The organism is Acetobacter sp. UBA5411 (assembly GCF_002409645.1).
GTDB lineage: Bacteria > Pseudomonadota > Alphaproteobacteria > Acetobacterales > Acetobacteraceae > Acetobacter.
Genome location: NZ_DHNR01000029.1, coordinates 1 through 16,022, shown reverse-complemented (window position 1 = coordinate 16,022; position 16,022 = coordinate 1). Strand labels below are relative to the sequence as shown.

Below are 16,022 nucleotides of genomic sequence, written 5' to 3'. Positions count from 1 at the left end.
TTAACTGACGACACGCCGTAGGAACACGAACCAATACAGGTTCGTGTTCCTAGCGAGATGGATCAAGCGGATCAGTGACTGCTGACCAGCTTCCAAGGGAAAGCCTTCGAACTGGCGAGACCGATTGCGATGCCGAACGCCACAATTGAGAGTGATACCGGCGTCAGGACACTAAACCCGGCAAGTGACAGAATCTGCCCGCCCGTCGCGGAGCCCAGCAAAATACCAACATTGCTGGCGCTGTTGACGGCGGCTCCAGCAACGTCAGCCTGTGTGGCGTTGGCGCGGATAGCGCCCGACATCACGAAAGGCACGATGGCGGAGAAGCCGATGCACCAGATGGCGATGGCGACGACGCATTCCCATCCGCTCAGAATATGTCCGAACATCAGTCCCATGCCGACCAGCATCAGGCTTCCGGCGCAAAGCAGTCCCAGAGCGGGGCAGCGGTCCACCATCAGGCTCGCCATCCACAGTCCGACGATGCTGAGGCTGCCTGTAATGAGCAGAACAACACTGAGATCGTTTTCAGCCACGCCATGTTGTAGGAGGAGGGGCGTTACATAGGTGTAGAGCAGATTGTGAGCGAAGAAGAAGACGACGTTCACAAGTATGACGAGGCCGAAATTCCGGAAGGCCTGACGGGAGCGAATTGTCGGAACACCACCGGGTACGGACGAGGATGGCGCTGCGACCGGCGGCAGTTTGAGGGCGATGAAGAGCAGAAGCACCACCGCCAGACCGGTCATGATGAACATGGCGATGCGCCAGCTGGCGAAATGTCCGATCGCAGCTGAACCGGGCACGCCGAGGATCGCGCCCAGAGATGTGCCGCCATAGACAAAGGAGATGGCGCGTCCGGTCATGTCCGGTGGAACGAGCCGCGCAGCGTAGGCCGCGACGACGGACATCAGCACTGCATGGGCGAGACCGCCGATCATGCGTCCCAGGCAGAGGACAAGAAAGGTGGGGGCCAGCGCGACAACCAGATTGGAGACGATGTAACCGCCGAGAGACACCAACACCAGCATCTTGCGGTCCATTTTGCCCGTAGCGATGGTCAGCGGCACGGCACCGAAGGCCACCATGAGGGCGAAGGCGCTGACTGCCAGTCCTGCCTGGCCTTCCTGAATATGAAAGGCCTGCGCCATGTCGACGAGAAGGCCGACAGGGGCGACTTCACTTGTCAGGGCAGTGAAGGTGCACGCGAAAAGCGCGCACAGACCGACTATTGTCGAACCGGAAAGCGATTTGAAGAGCATGTTGTCCTTGAAATGAATACGTACATGCCTGCGGGCACAGGACCACTTTCAGCCATAACTCAGAATCAAGGACAATGTTTATATTTTATGTTGATATCCGGGCAGTTTTTACAGAACTGTCTTCACTCTATCTTTACTGATGCCCACCGGTCTCCGTATCGTCGTGCGTCATGGAGTGGACGGTGTTTTTTAGGATCATCGATGCCGGTAGGGTGTTGGGGCTGGCCGGAAAAACGAATGTCAGGATACCCCAGACAATCACAAGGAAGACCGCCGCAATGACAAATGGCGTAAAAGTAGGCCCCTTGAGGGGGGGACGCTTTTCAGGAGCCTTCTCGGGAGAAGGCTCGAAAAACGTATCATCCTCAGCCATGCAACACCTTCTGGAACTCGTCCCATTCGCGCCGTGACAGGCCGGAGTTTTCCTGTGTCACCGTTTCGCCTGCGAGCATCTTGCGCAGCAGTGAGATCATAGTGGCGGAGAAGGTTACTGCACCAACACGATACTCCTTGAAGGCAGCAGCCGCGATCGGCACCCATGCTTCCAGCATGGACAGCATGACTTCGGCATAGGCGCGGATCTCATACTGTGCATGCGGATCAATACGCAGGGACAGGAAATGCATCAGATTATGCAGATCCACCTTCCAGTACCACTGGGTGTAGGTGTTCAGCGTCAGATTCATCCGCGCCAGTTCACGCGCCAGCCCCGGCCCATTGTCTGTGTCGAGCAGGTTTTCGTAAGTATCGTAGCAGCGGATGGCGTCATCCCGGAGCAGGTTCATGACCTTTGCAGCTGTCTCGGCGTCCAGCACATCACCGCGCCCCTGCCGATTGCTGGCGCTCTGTGCGGCCATATGTTCGGGTGAGGGAAGATAGAACTCCCGATCCATGATCGAATAGCGCGCAGAATATTCATTCACATTGGCCGTGCGATGGCGAATCCACTGACGGGCGATGAAGATCGGCAGCTTGATGTGGAACTTGATCTCGCACATCTCGAACGGGGTCGAGTGACGATGACGCATCAGGTAACGGATCAGGCCGGTGTCTTCCGACACCTTGCGGGTGCCGCGTCCATAAGAGACGCGGGCGGCCTGCACGATGGCGGCATCATCACCCATATAGTCGATTACACGAACAAAACCGTGATCCAGAACTGGGTGAGCCTTGAAGAGAATCTCTTCCAGCGCTGGCACGGTCGGACGCTTGGTCGTGGCTGTTGTCTGGCCATGCTTTTCGATTTCGGTGCGCTGGGCGTCGGTCAGGGGCATGGTCATACGGCCTTGTATCTTGGGTCTGAATCGGGTGGCTGCGAGGCCCGCAGCCGTTGAGGAGAGGTCCTAGCACACGGCAAGGGGGAATACAGGGAGTGAAGGAAAATGATTACTCCGTGGTTTTTCACTCAGCGTATGGGAATGTTTCTCGTTGCAAGTGCTGAGGGTGGATTCAGTCGGGAAGTCTCGCGAATCCTGAAAATTTCCAAAGGATAAAGCGCTGCGAGCCAAGGGTGCGCAGGGTCATAAAGAACTGTCGTGTTGTCCTGCCATTTTCGCAGGATCCCGGCTCCCTGATCGGTCTGGTCAAGCAGGGAAAATGTGCGCCGTAATGTACGGATACGCCCATTCCGGCTGGAATACCGACACCAGATTTTCAGATAGGGCACGCCTCTACGTCGGAAAATACGGGATTTGCAAATCGTGCCCGCTACTGGCGTGCCCCACGTGAGAAGTCGTTTTTCTTTCCGGGAAAGCAGAAAGATGGCGCATAGGATGTAAATAATGAGAAAACTCACAAAGCCGGTTGTAGAGATGGCCAGAAAGACCCCTCGTTGTTTCAAAAAGGCGAGAGTGGAAGTTAAAATGTTTTTCTCTGGATGCTCGCGCATATAGCGAACGCTGATGGTTTTACCGACTTTCGTCTGGCAGCCATCATTATCAAACGGGCTGCTGCCTTCTCCCCGAATGTTTGTTCCGTTCATTGTGACGAATGAATAGCTTATCACGCACGACCAATAGCTTCGGTTTCGGCGGTGTTTCTCAACAGGGTGGGCATGTTCGATGATGGCGGTCGTAATTTGCCCTTCTGTTTTCCAGTGATGGAACCACAGGTATCCTCCGAAAGAAAAACCTCCAATCGGGAGGAAAATCATCAGAACCAGAAGAAACATCGCCCAACGCATGACAGGGTCTTTGGGGGTCTGTCTGACGACATTGCGCGGAAGCGGGCAGTCCAGTTCGGGGGGAATGGTCCACGTAGACGTCATGTCGGCAACTCGCCCATTTTTTCGCGTTACGCTCTTTGACCCACGATCAGCATAATAAATTGATACTTTTGCAAGGGTATTGGGCGAGGGAGAATGGTGGTGCATCCGGGGATTTTACAAAGGCCTTGTGGAAGGGGAGACATGCACCTATCTTCATCAGTGCAGGAGGGTTCGACCCTTGGCTATGGCGATAAACGGAATTTGGAATAAGCGTTGTGGACCCGGGGGCGGTACCCGGCGTCTCCACCAAAAACACTCCCGGCCAGTTCGGGATTGTGGGGACGAAACAGGCTCGACACGCGTGGTAAAGACTTTCCTTTTGCCCGGCATTGTACCGCCGTCATCGGGCTAACTTACAAGTGCCAACGATAACTCAGAGGTGCTCGCTGTCGCTGCATAAGCGATAAGCGCGGTTCGGGAGGGCACCGGGCAACAGAAGCCCTCCCACCTCAAAGAAAATTCCATTCAGGGTGCTTCACCTCTCTGTGACCAGACAGTGATGCAGGTGGGTTGCCTTCCTTCTGTCTTTGCCTCATCCATGCCGCCGAGATAATCTTTCACGGGACAGGTGTGGTATACAGCCACCACACTATGGAGCGGGCAGAAGACAGGGGATTTTTCCATGACCGACAATCAGGATGGCGGCGGACCAGGCGGCGATCTGCCGGAGAGCATGCTGCCGTATGACGTCTGGATGGAAGACGCTTACCGCGATGTCATGCTGCGTGCGCTCGAACATGTGAGCCGGGAAGGGCTTGCAGGCGGCCACCATTTCTATCTGTCTTTCCGGACCGACTGGCCGGGCGTGGATATTCCATCGCGTCTGCGCGCCCAGTATCCGCATGAGATGACGATCGTGTTGCAGCATCAGTTCTGGGATCTGAAAGTGGACCGTGAACAGCGCTGTGTCTCGGTCGGCCTGTCCTTCGGAGGAGTCGGCTCGATACTCACGATCCCGGTGGCGGCCATCACCGGCTTCGCGGACCCGCATATCCAGCTTTCGATGCGCTTTAACCCGACGGAAGAAGCCCAGCACGAAGCAGAGGTTGCGGAAGCGGAGACTGTGCCCGAACCAGCGCCGGAAGATCTGGCCCCGAAAGGGGACGCCGCTGTCGTGAGTCTCGATGCCTTTCGTAAAAAGGGCCCCAAACCGAGCTGACGCCGCAAGGCCCAGCCGGACGCCCGATCGGAGACTGAGACGATGACTGCTGACACCACCGCGCCAAAAGCTCCGGCGCAGAAGGCTGCGTCCAAGACGCCGGCGATCAAGGATTTTTCCTATGCCCCGCTGTTTCAGCTGGGAAAGGATGAAACGCCGTACCGTAAACTCGATCTTGGCGGGGTCAGCACATCGAAGATCGGTGACAAAACCATCCTGCATGTCGAGCCGGAAACCCTGTCCGCGCTGGCTGCGGAGGCGTTCAACGATATTGCCCACTTGCTGCGGCCTTCGCATCTTCAGTCTCTGGCCAACATCCTCAAGGACCCGGAAGCGTCTGATAACGACCGGTTCGTGGCGCTCGACCTGCTGAAGAACGCCTGCATCGCCGCTGGCGGCGCGTTGCCAATGTGTCAGGACACGGGAACGGCCATCGTTGTCGGCAAGAAGGGCCAGCGCGTCTGGGTCGAAGGCAATGACGACGAAGCCTTCGCTCGCGGCGTCTACAAGACCTACACGACGACCGCCCTGCGCTACTCGCAGATGGCGCCCCTGACGATCTTCGACGAGAAAAATACCGGCACTAATCTGCCCGTGCAGGTCGATATCGCCGCCAATCCGGGCGATTATCACCCGGAGGAATACGACCTCCTGTTCGTCGCCAAGGGCGGCGGCTCAGCCAACAAGACGTTCCTGTTTCAGGAAACGCGGGCGCTGATCTTCAACAAGGAGACGCTGCTGAAATGGCTGGAGACTAAACTCCGCACGCTCGGCACGTCAGCCTGTCCGCCGTATCACCTTGCCATCGTTCTGGGCGGCATGTCCGCGGAGCAGACGCTCAAGACCGTCAAGATGGCCTCCACGCACTATTACGATTCGCTACCCGACAAGGGTAACGAAAACGGACAGGCGTTCCGTGACAAGGAAATGGAAGCTGAAGTCCTGAAGCTGACACAGAAGCTTGGGATCGGCGCGCAGTTCGGCGGCAAGTATTTCTGTCACGACGTGCGGGTCGTGCGTCTGCCGCGTCATGGTGCGTCTTTCCCGGTTGGCATCGGTGTGTCCTGCTCGGCAGACCGTCAGGCCAAGGCCAAGATCACGGCGGAAGGCGTGTTTCTCGAACAGCTTGAGCATGACCCAGCCCGCTTCCTGCCCGAGACGACCGATGAGCATCTGGAAGGCGAGGCGGTCAACATCGACCTCAACCGGCCGATGGACGAGATCCGCAAGGAACTGTCGAAATACCCCGTCAAGACGCGCCTGTCGCTGACCGGCACGATGGTCGTGGCGCGCGATATCGCTCATGCCAAGTTCAAGGAACGTCTGGAGAAGGGCGAGGGACTGCCACAGTATCTCAAGGATCACCCAGTCTATTACGCCGGTCCGGCCAAGACTCCGGCTGGCATGCCGACCGGTTCTTTCGGTCCGACCACGGCAGGCCGTATGGACTCGTATGTCGCCGAACTCCAGAAGGCTGGCGGCTCCTACGTGATGCTGGCCAAAGGCAACCGTTCCAAGGCCGTGAAGGACGCCTGCCAGACCTATGGCGGCTTCTATCTCGGCTCGGTCGGTGGCCCGGCGGCGCGTCTGGCCAAAGACTGCATCCGCAAGGTCGAGGTGCTGGAATATCCGGAACTGGGTATGGAAGCGGTCTGGAAAATCGAAGTCGAAAATTTCCCGGCCTTCATCGTCATCGACGACAAGGGCAACGACTTCTACGCCGGTCTTACCTGATCTGCCGATAATCCGCTCTGTGCCGGGGGAGGGCTTGCTTTCCTCCGGCAACGCCGTTCAATAGACATTATGAAAGCGACGCCATGTCCTCGGCGTCGCAAGGCGGATACGCTTCAGAGTAAGGCATTGTCTCATGCGCTTCACCGTTGATCGACTGGACCACGTTGTTCTCACTGTCCGTGATATTGAGGTCTCGGCGTCCTGGTATCAGCGTGTTCTCGGTATGGAACGGGAAGAGTATGGGCGTCACAATCGCACGGCGCTGAAATTTGGCGGTCAGAAGATCAACCTGCGGCCAGAAGGCATGGAGGGGTGGGAGACCGCACAGTTCGCGTCCTGCGGCACCAATGATCTCTGTTTTATCGCAGCCGTTGCGAGTGAAGATGTCATCGAACATCTCAAGGGATGCGGTGTGAAAGTGGTTGAAGGCCCGGTAGCCCGTCTAGGGGCGCTTGGCCCGGTGACGTCAGTCTATTGCCATGACCCGGATCAGAACCTGATCGAGATTGCGTCTTATCAGGGGTAGTTCGCGCTGTTTGCGTTTCTGGTCGTGTTTGTAAAGTTCTAGTTGGATTTTACATCCAGCAGATCAGAAATGCTTATTTGCAGAGCCTTGCAAATATCCAGCAATTCCTCGGCGTCAGGTCTTTCCTTGCAGCTTTCGAAAATTTCCAGGCGATCTTTATCTATACCGGAAGCTAGGGAAAGCTGCTCAAGTGTTACATTGCGATCCTGACGCAGTTTTTTCATGGTCGTGCCGATAATTATTGTTAATTGGTTTTGCATCCCATTTTTTCCAATGCGTTAGATATCTCTCGGAAGCGCATAAAGAAGTAAATAAATCGCATGTTTTTTAATAGAGATACATAAAAACATCGCCATCATAAATCTATGTCTTTGGAAACATTTTTACTTCGTCTTTAAAATAAAACAGGGAAATTAACGGATTTTTAACGATTCCTGTGCCGAATCGTGTAAAATGTTCTATAGCGTTTCGAGGCTAAAAAGCTGTTACCAGCAGCTAACGCTTAGTTGTCTCAACCGAATCTTGAAGGCTGCTAGCTTGAAGTATTTTACGAGATGCCTGATTGTTCTGGCAGATGAGGCCTATAAAAAAGGCGATCACAGAATTGCTGTGGCATGCATCAATGCAATTTATCAGTCGTATGATGGCGATAAAGACATTGCTCTTCGAGTAATAAATTATCTATCTGATGGCTCTGTTATTTCAGAGTTGCAGGATGCTGCATGACTTATAAAAGAAAAACTCCAGAAATATTATCTGTTATATTTCTGGAGTAAGAACTTCTGGAGAGCAAGAGTTGTGTAAAAACTACGCGGGCTGTACCAGAATATGATGCTTCTTGCCTGATGAAAGCTTGATCGAACCGTCTACGGCATCCGCCAGCGAGACGATCTGCCCTTCATCCTTGATCTGCACATCGTTCACACGTGCACCACCGCCACGGATCAGGCGGCGTGCCTCGCCATTACTGGTGGCGAGACCTGCTTCCGTGAAAATCCGGAATGCAGGCAGGCCCGCTTCAAGATCGGCGCGAGGCAGCGTACGAGTCGGCAGGGCGGTCGCTGTCGTGCCCGCCTCAAAAACCTTGCGTGCTGTTTCTTCGGCTTCTTCTGCCGCCGCCCGACCGTGGCACAGGGCCGTCGCTTCCGTGGCGAGGATCTTCTTCGCTTCGTTGATGCTCGCACCTTCAAGCGCGCCGAGACGGTCGCACTCTTCAATCGGCAGATCCGTGAACAGCTTCAGGAAGCGTCCTACATCGGCGTCTTCCGTGTTGCGCCAGAACTGCCAGTATTCGAACACCGGCAGTTTCGCGGCTGACAGCCAGACCGCGCCTTTCGCGCTTTTGCCCATCTTCGCGCCGGAAGCCGTGGTCAGGAGTGGAGCCGTAAGGCCGAACACCTGCTTGCTATCCGTGCGTCTGACGAGATCAATACCCGAGACGATATTGCCCCACTGGTCTGAGCCACCCATCTGAAGCGTCACGCCATAGCGTCGGTTCAGTTCACGGAAATCGAAGGACTGCAGGATGGAGTAGTTGAATTCGAGGAACGTCAAACCCTGCTCACGCTCCAGACGGGAGCGGACAGAGTCGAAGGACAGCATCCGATTGACCGAGAAATGCACGCCCACTTCGCGTAGCAGTTCGATGTAGGAGAGCTTGTCCAGCCAGTCGGCGTTGTTGGCCAGAACCGCGTCAGATGGGCCTTCTCCGAACGTCATCATCTGACGGAGACTGCCTTCGATACCTGCGATGTTTTTGGCGATGGTGTCGTCCGACATCAGCGAACGCGCTTCCTCGCGGAAAGACGGATCGCCAATCTTCGCCGTGCCACCCCCAAGAAGGGCGACCGGACGATGTCCGTGCTTCTGAAGCAGACGCAGTAGCATGATCTGGGTGGCGGAGCCGACGTGCAGACTGTCAGCCGTCGGATCAAAACCTATATAGCCCGTGACAGGTCCGGCGAGCATGGCCGCATCAAGCGCTTCCGCATCCGTGCACTGGAAGAGGAAGCCGCGAGCCTGCGCTTCGCGCATGAAAGGGCTACGGAAATCTGTGGGAGAGGTCTGCTCTGTCATCACCGGTCCTGTTCGTCTCGCGGCGTTGCTTTACCACGAGGGACCGGCGGACGGAACCGCAGGACAGTGCGCAGTTGCACTGTCCTGCGAAAGTTCGATCAGTCTGCGGCGAGGGCCAGACTGCGACGGGCCATGACGGTGCTGACATGATCTTCAAGCGCGTCAACGACCTGATCGGCCTGCTTGGCAAAGATATGGTCGGCATCCGGGAAGATACGGTAATCGACCTGCACGTTCTTCTGCGTGTTCAGCTTGTCCACCAGCTTGTGGATGGCGGGTTCTGGCGCGAGATCGTCCTTGCCACCGGCAATCATCAGACCGCCGCAGGGGCAGGGAGCCAAGAAGCCGAAGTCATAATGCGCGGCGGGAGGGGCCACACTGATCCAGCCCGTGACTTCCGGACGACGCATCAGCAACTGCATGCCGACAAACGCGCCGAAGGAATAACCGGCGATCCAGAGCGCACCGGCGTTCGGGTTGACGGCCTGCATCCAGTCGAGGGCAGCAGCGGCATCGGAAATTTCTCCGATACCACCGTCATAACGTCCCTGCGAACGACCAACGCCACGCGAGTTGTAGCGCATGACGGAAAAGCCCATTTTTTCAAATGAACGATACATCGCATAGGTGATGCGGTTGTTCATGGTTCCGCCGTGCAGCGGGTGGGGGTGGAGCACGAGGGCGAGCGGCGCATTCGGCTCGCTCGAGTGATGGTAACGTCCTTCAAGGCGGCCATCAGGGCCGGCGAACATAACCTCAGGCATTATGTTTCCGCAATTTTCTGGCTTCCGTCCCTGGGCATGACTGGAAACCTGTTTAGAGGACTCTGTCCGGAAAGAAGCGATGCCTCGCATTCCCTGCCGGGTTCGAAATCAAAAACACCCCTGAATCCAGAGGCATAAACCGGCTTTTCGGAGACATTCACCTCTTCCGGAAAGCCGTCATAATGTTTTCACTTGCGTGACATGGTGGGACGCTTAATCTAGCACTATTCGGGTCGGAATGTGCGCATAACCTGCGTCAGTCGGGTAAACCGTGCGTTGCACCGGTCGCAATCCTTGTTCCTTCGCGGCGTTCAACAGCCACTCTGGTGTGTCTGGCCGACAGCCTGTCAACCAGAGTTGACTCGGCGGCAGGACCATCCATTATGATCTCCGGGCTGCGGCATTGCTGCAACATGCGCCGGACTTGGCGGACGCGATCAATGTTTCCCACGAATCGTGTCCCTTGAGCCACATATAGCGGTTTGAGAACGCAGTTTGCCACATAAATCGTATAATTGTGATCAAAGTCATTGAAAACGGTGGAGAAACCACTCCCGTCCCGCCTTCTGATCCTGAATGAAAAGCCCGATTGCCATGATTTATCTTGATGCCAACGCGACAGAGCCGTTGCGTCCGGAGGGACGGGAGGCGGCCATGGAAGCGATGGCTGTTGTCGGAAATCCTTCATCACCTCACAGCGCTGGACGACAGGCTCGCTCCATCTTGGATCATGCCCGCCGCAGCGTCTCGGCTCATCTCGGGGTGCATCCGGACAACTGCATTTTCACCTCTGGTGGGACCGAGGCCAACACGCTGGCTGTGAAAGGTTTGGGGAAAGGACGCCGCCGCCTTGTCGGTGCCACGGAACATGACGCTGTGCGCAAGGCGTCTGATGATGCGTATCTGGTGGAAGTGCTGCCGGTTCTGCCCGATGGGCGGATCGACCTCGCCATTCTGGAAGAGAAGCTCTCAGACCGGTCTCAGGAAACGCTTGTCTGCGTGATGCTGGCCAATAATGAAACCGGCGTTATCAATCCCATCAGCGAGGTCAGTCGTCTCTGTCGCGCAGCACAGGCGAAGCTGCATGTCGATGCTGTTCAGGCTGTCGGTCGTCTGCCGGTCAGTCTCACTGAGTTAGGGGCGGACAGTGTCGCTCTCTCAGGACATAAATTCGGCGGCCTAAAAGGAGCCGGGGCTCTTGTGCTGGCTGGGAATGGGCCGGTTGTGGTGCCGCCCATGCAGGCTGGAGGCGGGCAGGAACGGGGACGGCGAGGCGGGACGCAGGCGCTTCCCGCCATTGCCTCCATGTCGGCTGCTCTGGATGCGGCTCTGGCGCAGCCTGCCGACCTGAGAGCACTGCGCGACAGGCTTGAGGCGGCGGCTTTGCAGCAGGGAGCGCTGGTCTGTGGCGCGGATGCTCCCAAACTGACGAACACAGCCTGCCTCCTGCTGCCGGGTGTCCGTAGTGAGGCACAGCTGATTGCACTGGATCTCGCCGGGTTCTGTGTTTCGGCAGGATCGGCCTGTTCGTCAGGCAAGGTTGGCGGTTCGCATGTGTTGCATGCGATGGGACAGGATGATCTGGCAGGAAATGCTCTGCGTGTGTCTTTGCCGTGGAACGTAGAAGCCAGTCATATCGATGAATTTATCGAGGCCTACACCAAGATGGCCGCCCGACGGAAAGCAGACTGAGAGAAGGTGTTTCTCCGCCTGTCAGCGGGAAAGATCGCTCCAGCCGATCAGATCGGTATGTGAATCGGCCAGACCGGCCCGAAAGCCGGGACTGCACAGCGCTGCCAGTTCGGCTTCATGCTCATACGTTGGCATAAGCTTCTGAAGCAGTGCATTCTTGTGCGTGGCGGGATGAAAATAGATTTCAGAGACGCCATCAGGGAGATGCGCAGCGAGTGCCGAGACCCGGTTCGGCGTCATGTGCCCGCTCCACTCAATGCCGAAACACCAGTCGTTCGTCACCATGCCAGCGGAGCGCGCCTGCCAGCGCAGCAGTCTTGTCCAGTGACGCAAGGCTGCCGCGCCGAAGCTGTCAACATAGGTGCCAGCCGCCATGAGTGGCTCTGGTGGTTCCAGTGGCACACGCACGGCACGGAGCCCATGCCGTTTGCCACTTTCGATCAACAGCTTCCCGACGGTCGGGTGCAGATGCATGTGCTTGTGAGCGTTGGCATGGTCGAGCGTAAGGCCCGTCCGCGCAAACGCTGCGAACTGCGCCTCGATTTCGGCTGCGAGCTGTTTCCGGACTGCGGGACGGAAGAAATAGTTGATGCCCAGTTTCAGCTGATCGGACGGAAACTGTCCGTCAGGAGAAACCAGCAGCGGAATTTCGGAAGGGGGAAGGACGCACGGCCCTTCGATCACCACCAGATGGAGTCCGACTTTCAGGGTCGGGATCCGTCTGGCGCGTTCGATGGCGTCCTCGACTGCAGGACCGGCCATCATCAGGCTGGCTGTGGAGAGAACGCCGTCGCGGTGCGCGATCTCGATGGCTTCGTTGACCTCGACGGACAGGCCGAAGTCATCGGAGGAAATGATCGCGCGCCGCATGGTAGTCTGATCAGGCCGCGTGACGATCGCGCAGGAAGTGGAAGAACTCCACACCTTCACGCAGACGACGCTTCATCATCTGCGGGCTACGCACCATCTCACTGACGATGGAGGCGATCTTCGGAGCGCGGAAGTAGAACTTCTTGTAGAACTCCTCCACGCCATTGAAGATTTCCGTATGCGACAGGTGCGGGTAGTGCAGCGGAGCCATCTGCACGCCGTTCTCGTCGATCAGCTCAGCGTGGGATTCATCGAACCAGCCATTCTCGATCGCTTCCTTATGCAGAGCCGTGCCCGGATAAGGCGCGGCGAGGGACACCTGCAGCGTGTGCGGGTTGATGTCCTTGGCGAACTGGATGGTTTCCTGAATGGTCTCTTTCGTCTCGCCCGGCAGGCCGAGGATGAAGGTGCCGTGGATCTTGATGCCCAGCTCGTGGCAGTTCTTGGTGAACTCACGTGCGACTTCGACGCGCATACCCTTCTTGATGTTGTGAAGGATCTGCTGGTTGCCGCTCTCGTAGCCGACGAGCAGCAGGCGCAGGCCATTGTCCTTCAGAATCTCAAGGGTCTTGCGGGGAACATTGGCCTTGGCGTTGCAGGACCATGTGACGCCCAGCTTGCCCAGTTCCTTGGCGATGGCCTCGGCGCGCGGCAGGTCGTCGGTGAAGGTGTCGTCGTCGAAGAAGAATTCCTTCACCTGCGGGAAATACTGCTTCGCCAGACGGATCTCGGCGGCGACATGCTGCGGGCTGCGCGTGCGGTAGTGATGGCCACCAACCGTCTGCGGCCACAGGCAGAATGTGCAGCGGGACTTACAGCCCCGACCCGTATAGATCGAGATATACGGGTGCATCAGATAGCCGATGAAGTAGTCTTCGATCTTGAGGTCGCGCTTGTAGACCTCCGTCACGAACGGCAGGCTGTCCATGTTTTCGATCATGGCGCGGTCACGGTTGTTGATGATCTCGCCTTCGCTGTTGCGATAGCTGATGCCGTCAACGTCCTTGAATTCACGCCCTTCTGCGATTTCCTTGATCGTGAAATCGAACTCGTTACGGGCGACGAAGTCCACGACGGGAGCCTTGAGCAGGCTTTCTTCCGGCTGAACCGCAACCTTCGCGCCGACGAAACCGATCTTGATGTTAGGATTCACGTCCTTGATCATCTGCGCAACTTCGACGTCCTTGGTGAAGGACGGCGTCGAGGTGTGGATGATCACCAGATCGCGGTTTTTCACATCCTCAAGAATCGGCTCCATGCCAATGCCTGCCGGAGGCGCGTCAATCAGGCGGCTGCCTTCGACAAGAGCGGCAGGCTGAGCCAGCCAGGTCGGATACCAGAAAGATTTGATCTCGCGCTTGGCCTGATAGCGCGAACCAGCGCCTCCATCGAACCCGTCGAAAGTGGGAGGCTGCAGAAACAGGGTCTTTAACATGCGCGAAATCCTTAATCTGGGCATTCGCCGAAACAAAAAGTTGCAGACGGGTATCGCCAGCGGGAGCGCATGGCAAGTGTTCGCTGCGGAAAGGAGCGTAGTCTAACTGTCAAATACGCCTAGTGGCACTCTCATCTGCTCCATTTCAATGAGGGTTTCAGGGACCGTCATTGGGAGAAAGTGGGGTGCCGACAGGCGGAACGGAAGGGGCGACGGCAGGGTGGGGGGTGACATGCATGGTATGTCCCCGCCAGTCCACGCGTGACCCGGTCATGCTGCCGACCATGACGGCGGCTGAAAGCCAGTCACGGAAAGGAAGCAGGAGTAGGGGAAGTAGGGATCTCTGTCCGACAGTCCGGTCCATTGCGAACGCGCAGAGCGCCCGGAAGGCCCAGCCCCACAGAAAAAATGTCAGAAAACCAGCTGCATGTGGTTGCAAAAGCACAGCGAACGAAAGCCAGAACAGCGGCAGCTGAATGGCGGAGGCCAGATAACCGGCCGGAGCAAGAGCGCGGACCGTCCGTCCCCAACGCAGTTCGTGGACCAGCAGATCGGTGAACGTGGTTTCAGCGATTGTGGTCCACGTCATGGTTTCGGCAATTGAGATGTCCTGTCCATGAGCGCGGACAAGGCGTCCCAGAATGGCGTCATCGGCGACATGGGATACCAGAGCCTGAAACCCGCCGACCTGTTCGAGAGTCGTGCGGGAGAGGGCCATGGTCGCGCCCAGACAGTCCTGTCGCCCCAGGTAACGGGATAGGAGGACGCCAGGCAGGAAGTTGTGATTGATCTGGCAGGCCGCAAACAGACGGGGAATATTTCGGCTGGCGGGCAACCCGGCATAAATTGTTGTCACCAGTCCAGTGTCAGGCAGCACAAGCTTTTTGACGACCTGTTGCAGGTAGTCCGGGCTGACATGAATGTCGGAATCGGAAATGACCAGCAGATCATGCCGGGCTTTCGGCAACATATTGATCAGATTGCCGACTTTGCGGTTATCGCCATGCTGTGTGCCGTTGATGACAAGGCACATGTCAATGTGTGGATGTCGTTTTTGGAGATGTTCAACGATATCGATGGCAGGATCGTTGGCGCGCTGGACCCCAAAGACAATCTGGAAATCTGGGTAGTCCTGCGTGCAGAAACTTTCCAGAGCTTCTGCAAGCAGGGGTTCATCGCCATGAAGAGGCTTCAGAATGGTGACTGGTGGCTGAAAACCGTGGGTAGCGGTCGCTTTCTTCTCATTCGAACGAAAGCGGATCACCAGCGCCGTGCCGAGCGCAGCCTGAACAGTTCCTGCGATACCGAGGATATCACAGAAAATGGCGAGATCATGAAGAAGGGCCATCAGGGCTGCCGGATGGCGGTCATCTGCATCGTATCACACGCAACGGCAGAGAGACCGGTCGCAGGCAGGCTCCGAAGCATAGGAAATCAATCCTCCGAGAAGGTCTTCACTTTTTTGTTCAGAACAGCAATGAGACCGTTCACATCACTAGCTGCCAGCGTCGGGCCGAAATCGGAGCGCTGAACCACTACCTGACTGATATGCCCTTCCAGCAACACATCGACAATCTTCCAGCTGCCATTTTCCTGACGCATGACATAGTCGATTTCTGTTCCCTGCGGGTTTTCATCTGAACCGATATGTGTCGTCACCTTCTGCTCGGAGGCGATGGAATAAGGGCTGATCTCCGGAGAAAGGGTGAATTTTGCTCCGGAACCCGGCTTGAAGCTCGAAAGATAACGGGCGACCGTATATTCGCGGAATGCGACCATCAGCTTCTGTTTGTCATCGGCGGAAAGCTGCGCATAGCGTGATGCGCCAACGGAAGAGCGCAGAACGCTTTCCAGATCATAGGACTGATCGACGACGGGCGCGAGTTTGCTGGTCCGTGCTGCAAAACTGCCCGAATTTGGCTGCTGGATTGCGTCCAGCGCCTGATTGAGAGCCTGAATTGGCGCCGTGACGGCTGCAGCGCTCTGTGCATGCGCGCCGAAAGACTGGAAGGAAAGAGAAGCACCAAGGACAAGGGCTGACAGGGCCGGAAACCGTAGTCTGGTCATTTGCTTTTATACTCCTGAAGCCATTCTCACAGATGAAGGCTGTTCTTCAACGATCCCCAGCGCCTGGAGCGCTGTCTGAACGATATAGGGGGCGTTGAGGTGTGCGACGTTGTATTGCTCGAACTGGCTGTCATGGTCGATGAACATATCCGGGAGCGTCATGGTGCGCAG

16 protein-coding genes and 1 other RNA gene are annotated in these 16,022 nt (G+C 56.8%); 6 read left to right on the top strand and 11 right to left on the bottom strand.

Features of this window, described 5'->3' with window-relative positions; all coding sequences use genetic code 11:
- Window positions 1-71: 71 nt before the first annotated feature.
- From B3759_RS09360 to B3759_RS09345, 4 genes are all read right to left on the bottom strand, one after another.
- Window positions 72-1,262 carry an MFS transporter gene (locus B3759_RS09360; RefSeq protein WP_291365669.1) on the bottom strand — a complete coding sequence of 397 codons (1,191 nt, stop codon included), beginning with the start codon at window positions 1,260-1,262 and terminating at the stop codon, window positions 72-74.
- Window positions 1,263-1,395: 133 nt separating this feature from the next.
- Window positions 1,396-1,635 (bottom strand): hypothetical protein, encoded by a 240-nt coding sequence (locus tag B3759_RS09355; protein ID WP_291365668.1) that lies wholly within the window; start codon window positions 1,633-1,635, stop codon window positions 1,396-1,398.
- The gene (gene thyX, locus B3759_RS09350) at window positions 1,628-2,536 is read right to left on the bottom strand and encodes an FAD-dependent thymidylate synthase (RefSeq protein WP_291365670.1); all 909 of its coding nucleotides are present in this window, start codon (window positions 2,534-2,536) and stop codon (window positions 1,628-1,630) included. Before thyX ends, B3759_RS09355 begins: the two co-directional genes overlap by 8 nt.
- Window positions 2,537-2,667: 131 nt before the next feature.
- A complete protein-coding gene (locus tag B3759_RS09345; RefSeq protein WP_291365667.1) occupies window positions 2,668-3,444 on the bottom strand; it encodes a DUF3592 domain-containing protein in 777 nt (258 codons plus the stop codon).
- A gap of 205 nt (window positions 3,445-3,649) precedes the next feature.
- On the opposite strand from B3759_RS09345, the gene ssrA reads away from it, so the two are divergent.
- The 4 genes from ssrA (at window position 3,650) to B3759_RS09325 (ending at window position 6,947) form a co-directional block, all read left to right on the top strand.
- Window positions 3,650-3,975: a transfer-messenger RNA gene (gene ssrA, locus B3759_RS09340) on the top strand.
- Window positions 3,976-4,150: 175 nt separating this feature from the next.
- Window positions 4,151-4,687, top strand: a complete 537-nt coding sequence (locus B3759_RS09335) for an SspB family protein (protein WP_291365666.1) — start codon at window positions 4,151-4,153, stop codon at window positions 4,685-4,687.
- A 42-nt stretch (window positions 4,688-4,729) separates the two neighbouring features.
- Window positions 4,730-6,421: a fumarate hydratase gene (locus tag B3759_RS09330; RefSeq protein ID WP_291365665.1), complete on the top strand. Its 1,692-nt coding sequence runs from the start codon at window positions 4,730-4,732 to the stop codon at window positions 6,419-6,421.
- A gap of 133 nt (window positions 6,422-6,554) precedes the next feature.
- Entirely contained in the window at window positions 6,555-6,947 is a 393-nt protein-coding gene (locus B3759_RS09325; protein ID WP_010665910.1) for a VOC family protein, read from the top strand.
- Window positions 6,948-6,985: 38 nt separating this feature from the next.
- On the opposite strand, the gene B3759_RS09320 is transcribed toward B3759_RS09325, so the two are convergent.
- Window positions 6,986-7,207, bottom strand: coding sequence for a helix-turn-helix domain-containing protein (locus tag B3759_RS09320; RefSeq protein WP_291365664.1), 222 nt, complete (start codon window positions 7,205-7,207; stop codon window positions 6,986-6,988).
- A 277-nt stretch (window positions 7,208-7,484) separates the two neighbouring features.
- Between B3759_RS09320 and B3759_RS09315 the strand changes: the two genes are divergently transcribed.
- Window positions 7,485-7,673 carry a hypothetical protein gene (locus B3759_RS09315; protein WP_291365663.1) on the top strand — a complete coding sequence of 63 codons (189 nt, stop codon included), beginning with the start codon at window positions 7,485-7,487 and terminating at the stop codon, window positions 7,671-7,673.
- 81 nt (window positions 7,674-7,754) lie between these two features.
- On the opposite strand, the gene tyrS is transcribed toward B3759_RS09315, so the two are convergent.
- Together tyrS and B3759_RS09305 are read right to left on the bottom strand one after the other, a co-directional pair.
- The gene (gene tyrS / locus B3759_RS09310; RefSeq protein ID WP_291365662.1) at window positions 7,755-9,023 is read right to left on the bottom strand and encodes a tyrosine--tRNA ligase; all 1,269 of its coding nucleotides are present in this window, start codon (window positions 9,021-9,023) and stop codon (window positions 7,755-7,757) included.
- Window positions 9,024-9,121: 98 nt separating this feature from the next.
- Window positions 9,122-9,787, bottom strand: coding sequence for an alpha/beta hydrolase (locus tag B3759_RS09305; protein ID WP_010666971.1), 666 nt, complete (start codon window positions 9,785-9,787; stop codon window positions 9,122-9,124).
- A gap of 576 nt (window positions 9,788-10,363) precedes the next feature.
- Here B3759_RS09305 and B3759_RS09300 point away from each other — a divergent pair.
- Window positions 10,364-11,479 (top strand): cysteine desulfurase family protein, encoded by a 1,116-nt coding sequence (locus tag B3759_RS09300; protein WP_291365661.1) that lies wholly within the window; start codon window positions 10,364-10,366, stop codon window positions 11,477-11,479.
- Between the two features lie 21 nt (window positions 11,480-11,500).
- Here B3759_RS09300 and hpnK read toward each other — a convergent pair whose 3' ends face one another.
- From hpnK to B3759_RS09280, 4 genes are all read right to left on the bottom strand, one after another.
- Window positions 11,501-12,349 carry a hopanoid biosynthesis-associated protein HpnK gene (gene hpnK, locus B3759_RS09295; RefSeq protein ID WP_291365660.1) on the bottom strand — a complete coding sequence of 283 codons (849 nt, stop codon included), beginning with the start codon at window positions 12,347-12,349 and terminating at the stop codon, window positions 11,501-11,503.
- Between the two features lie 10 nt (window positions 12,350-12,359).
- Window positions 12,360-13,784, bottom strand: coding sequence for a hopanoid biosynthesis associated radical SAM protein HpnJ (gene hpnJ, locus B3759_RS09290; RefSeq protein ID WP_010666974.1), 1,425 nt, complete (start codon window positions 13,782-13,784; stop codon window positions 12,360-12,362).
- 157 nt (window positions 13,785-13,941) lie between these two features.
- A complete protein-coding gene (hpnI, locus tag B3759_RS09285; RefSeq protein WP_291365659.1) occupies window positions 13,942-15,132 on the bottom strand; it encodes a bacteriohopanetetrol glucosamine biosynthesis glycosyltransferase HpnI in 1,191 nt (396 codons plus the stop codon).
- An 86-nt stretch (window positions 15,133-15,218) separates the two neighbouring features.
- Window positions 15,219-15,851 carry an ABC transporter substrate-binding protein gene (locus B3759_RS09280; protein WP_291365658.1) on the bottom strand — a complete coding sequence of 211 codons (633 nt, stop codon included), beginning with the start codon at window positions 15,849-15,851 and terminating at the stop codon, window positions 15,219-15,221.
- Window positions 15,852-16,022 lie beyond the last annotated feature (171 nt).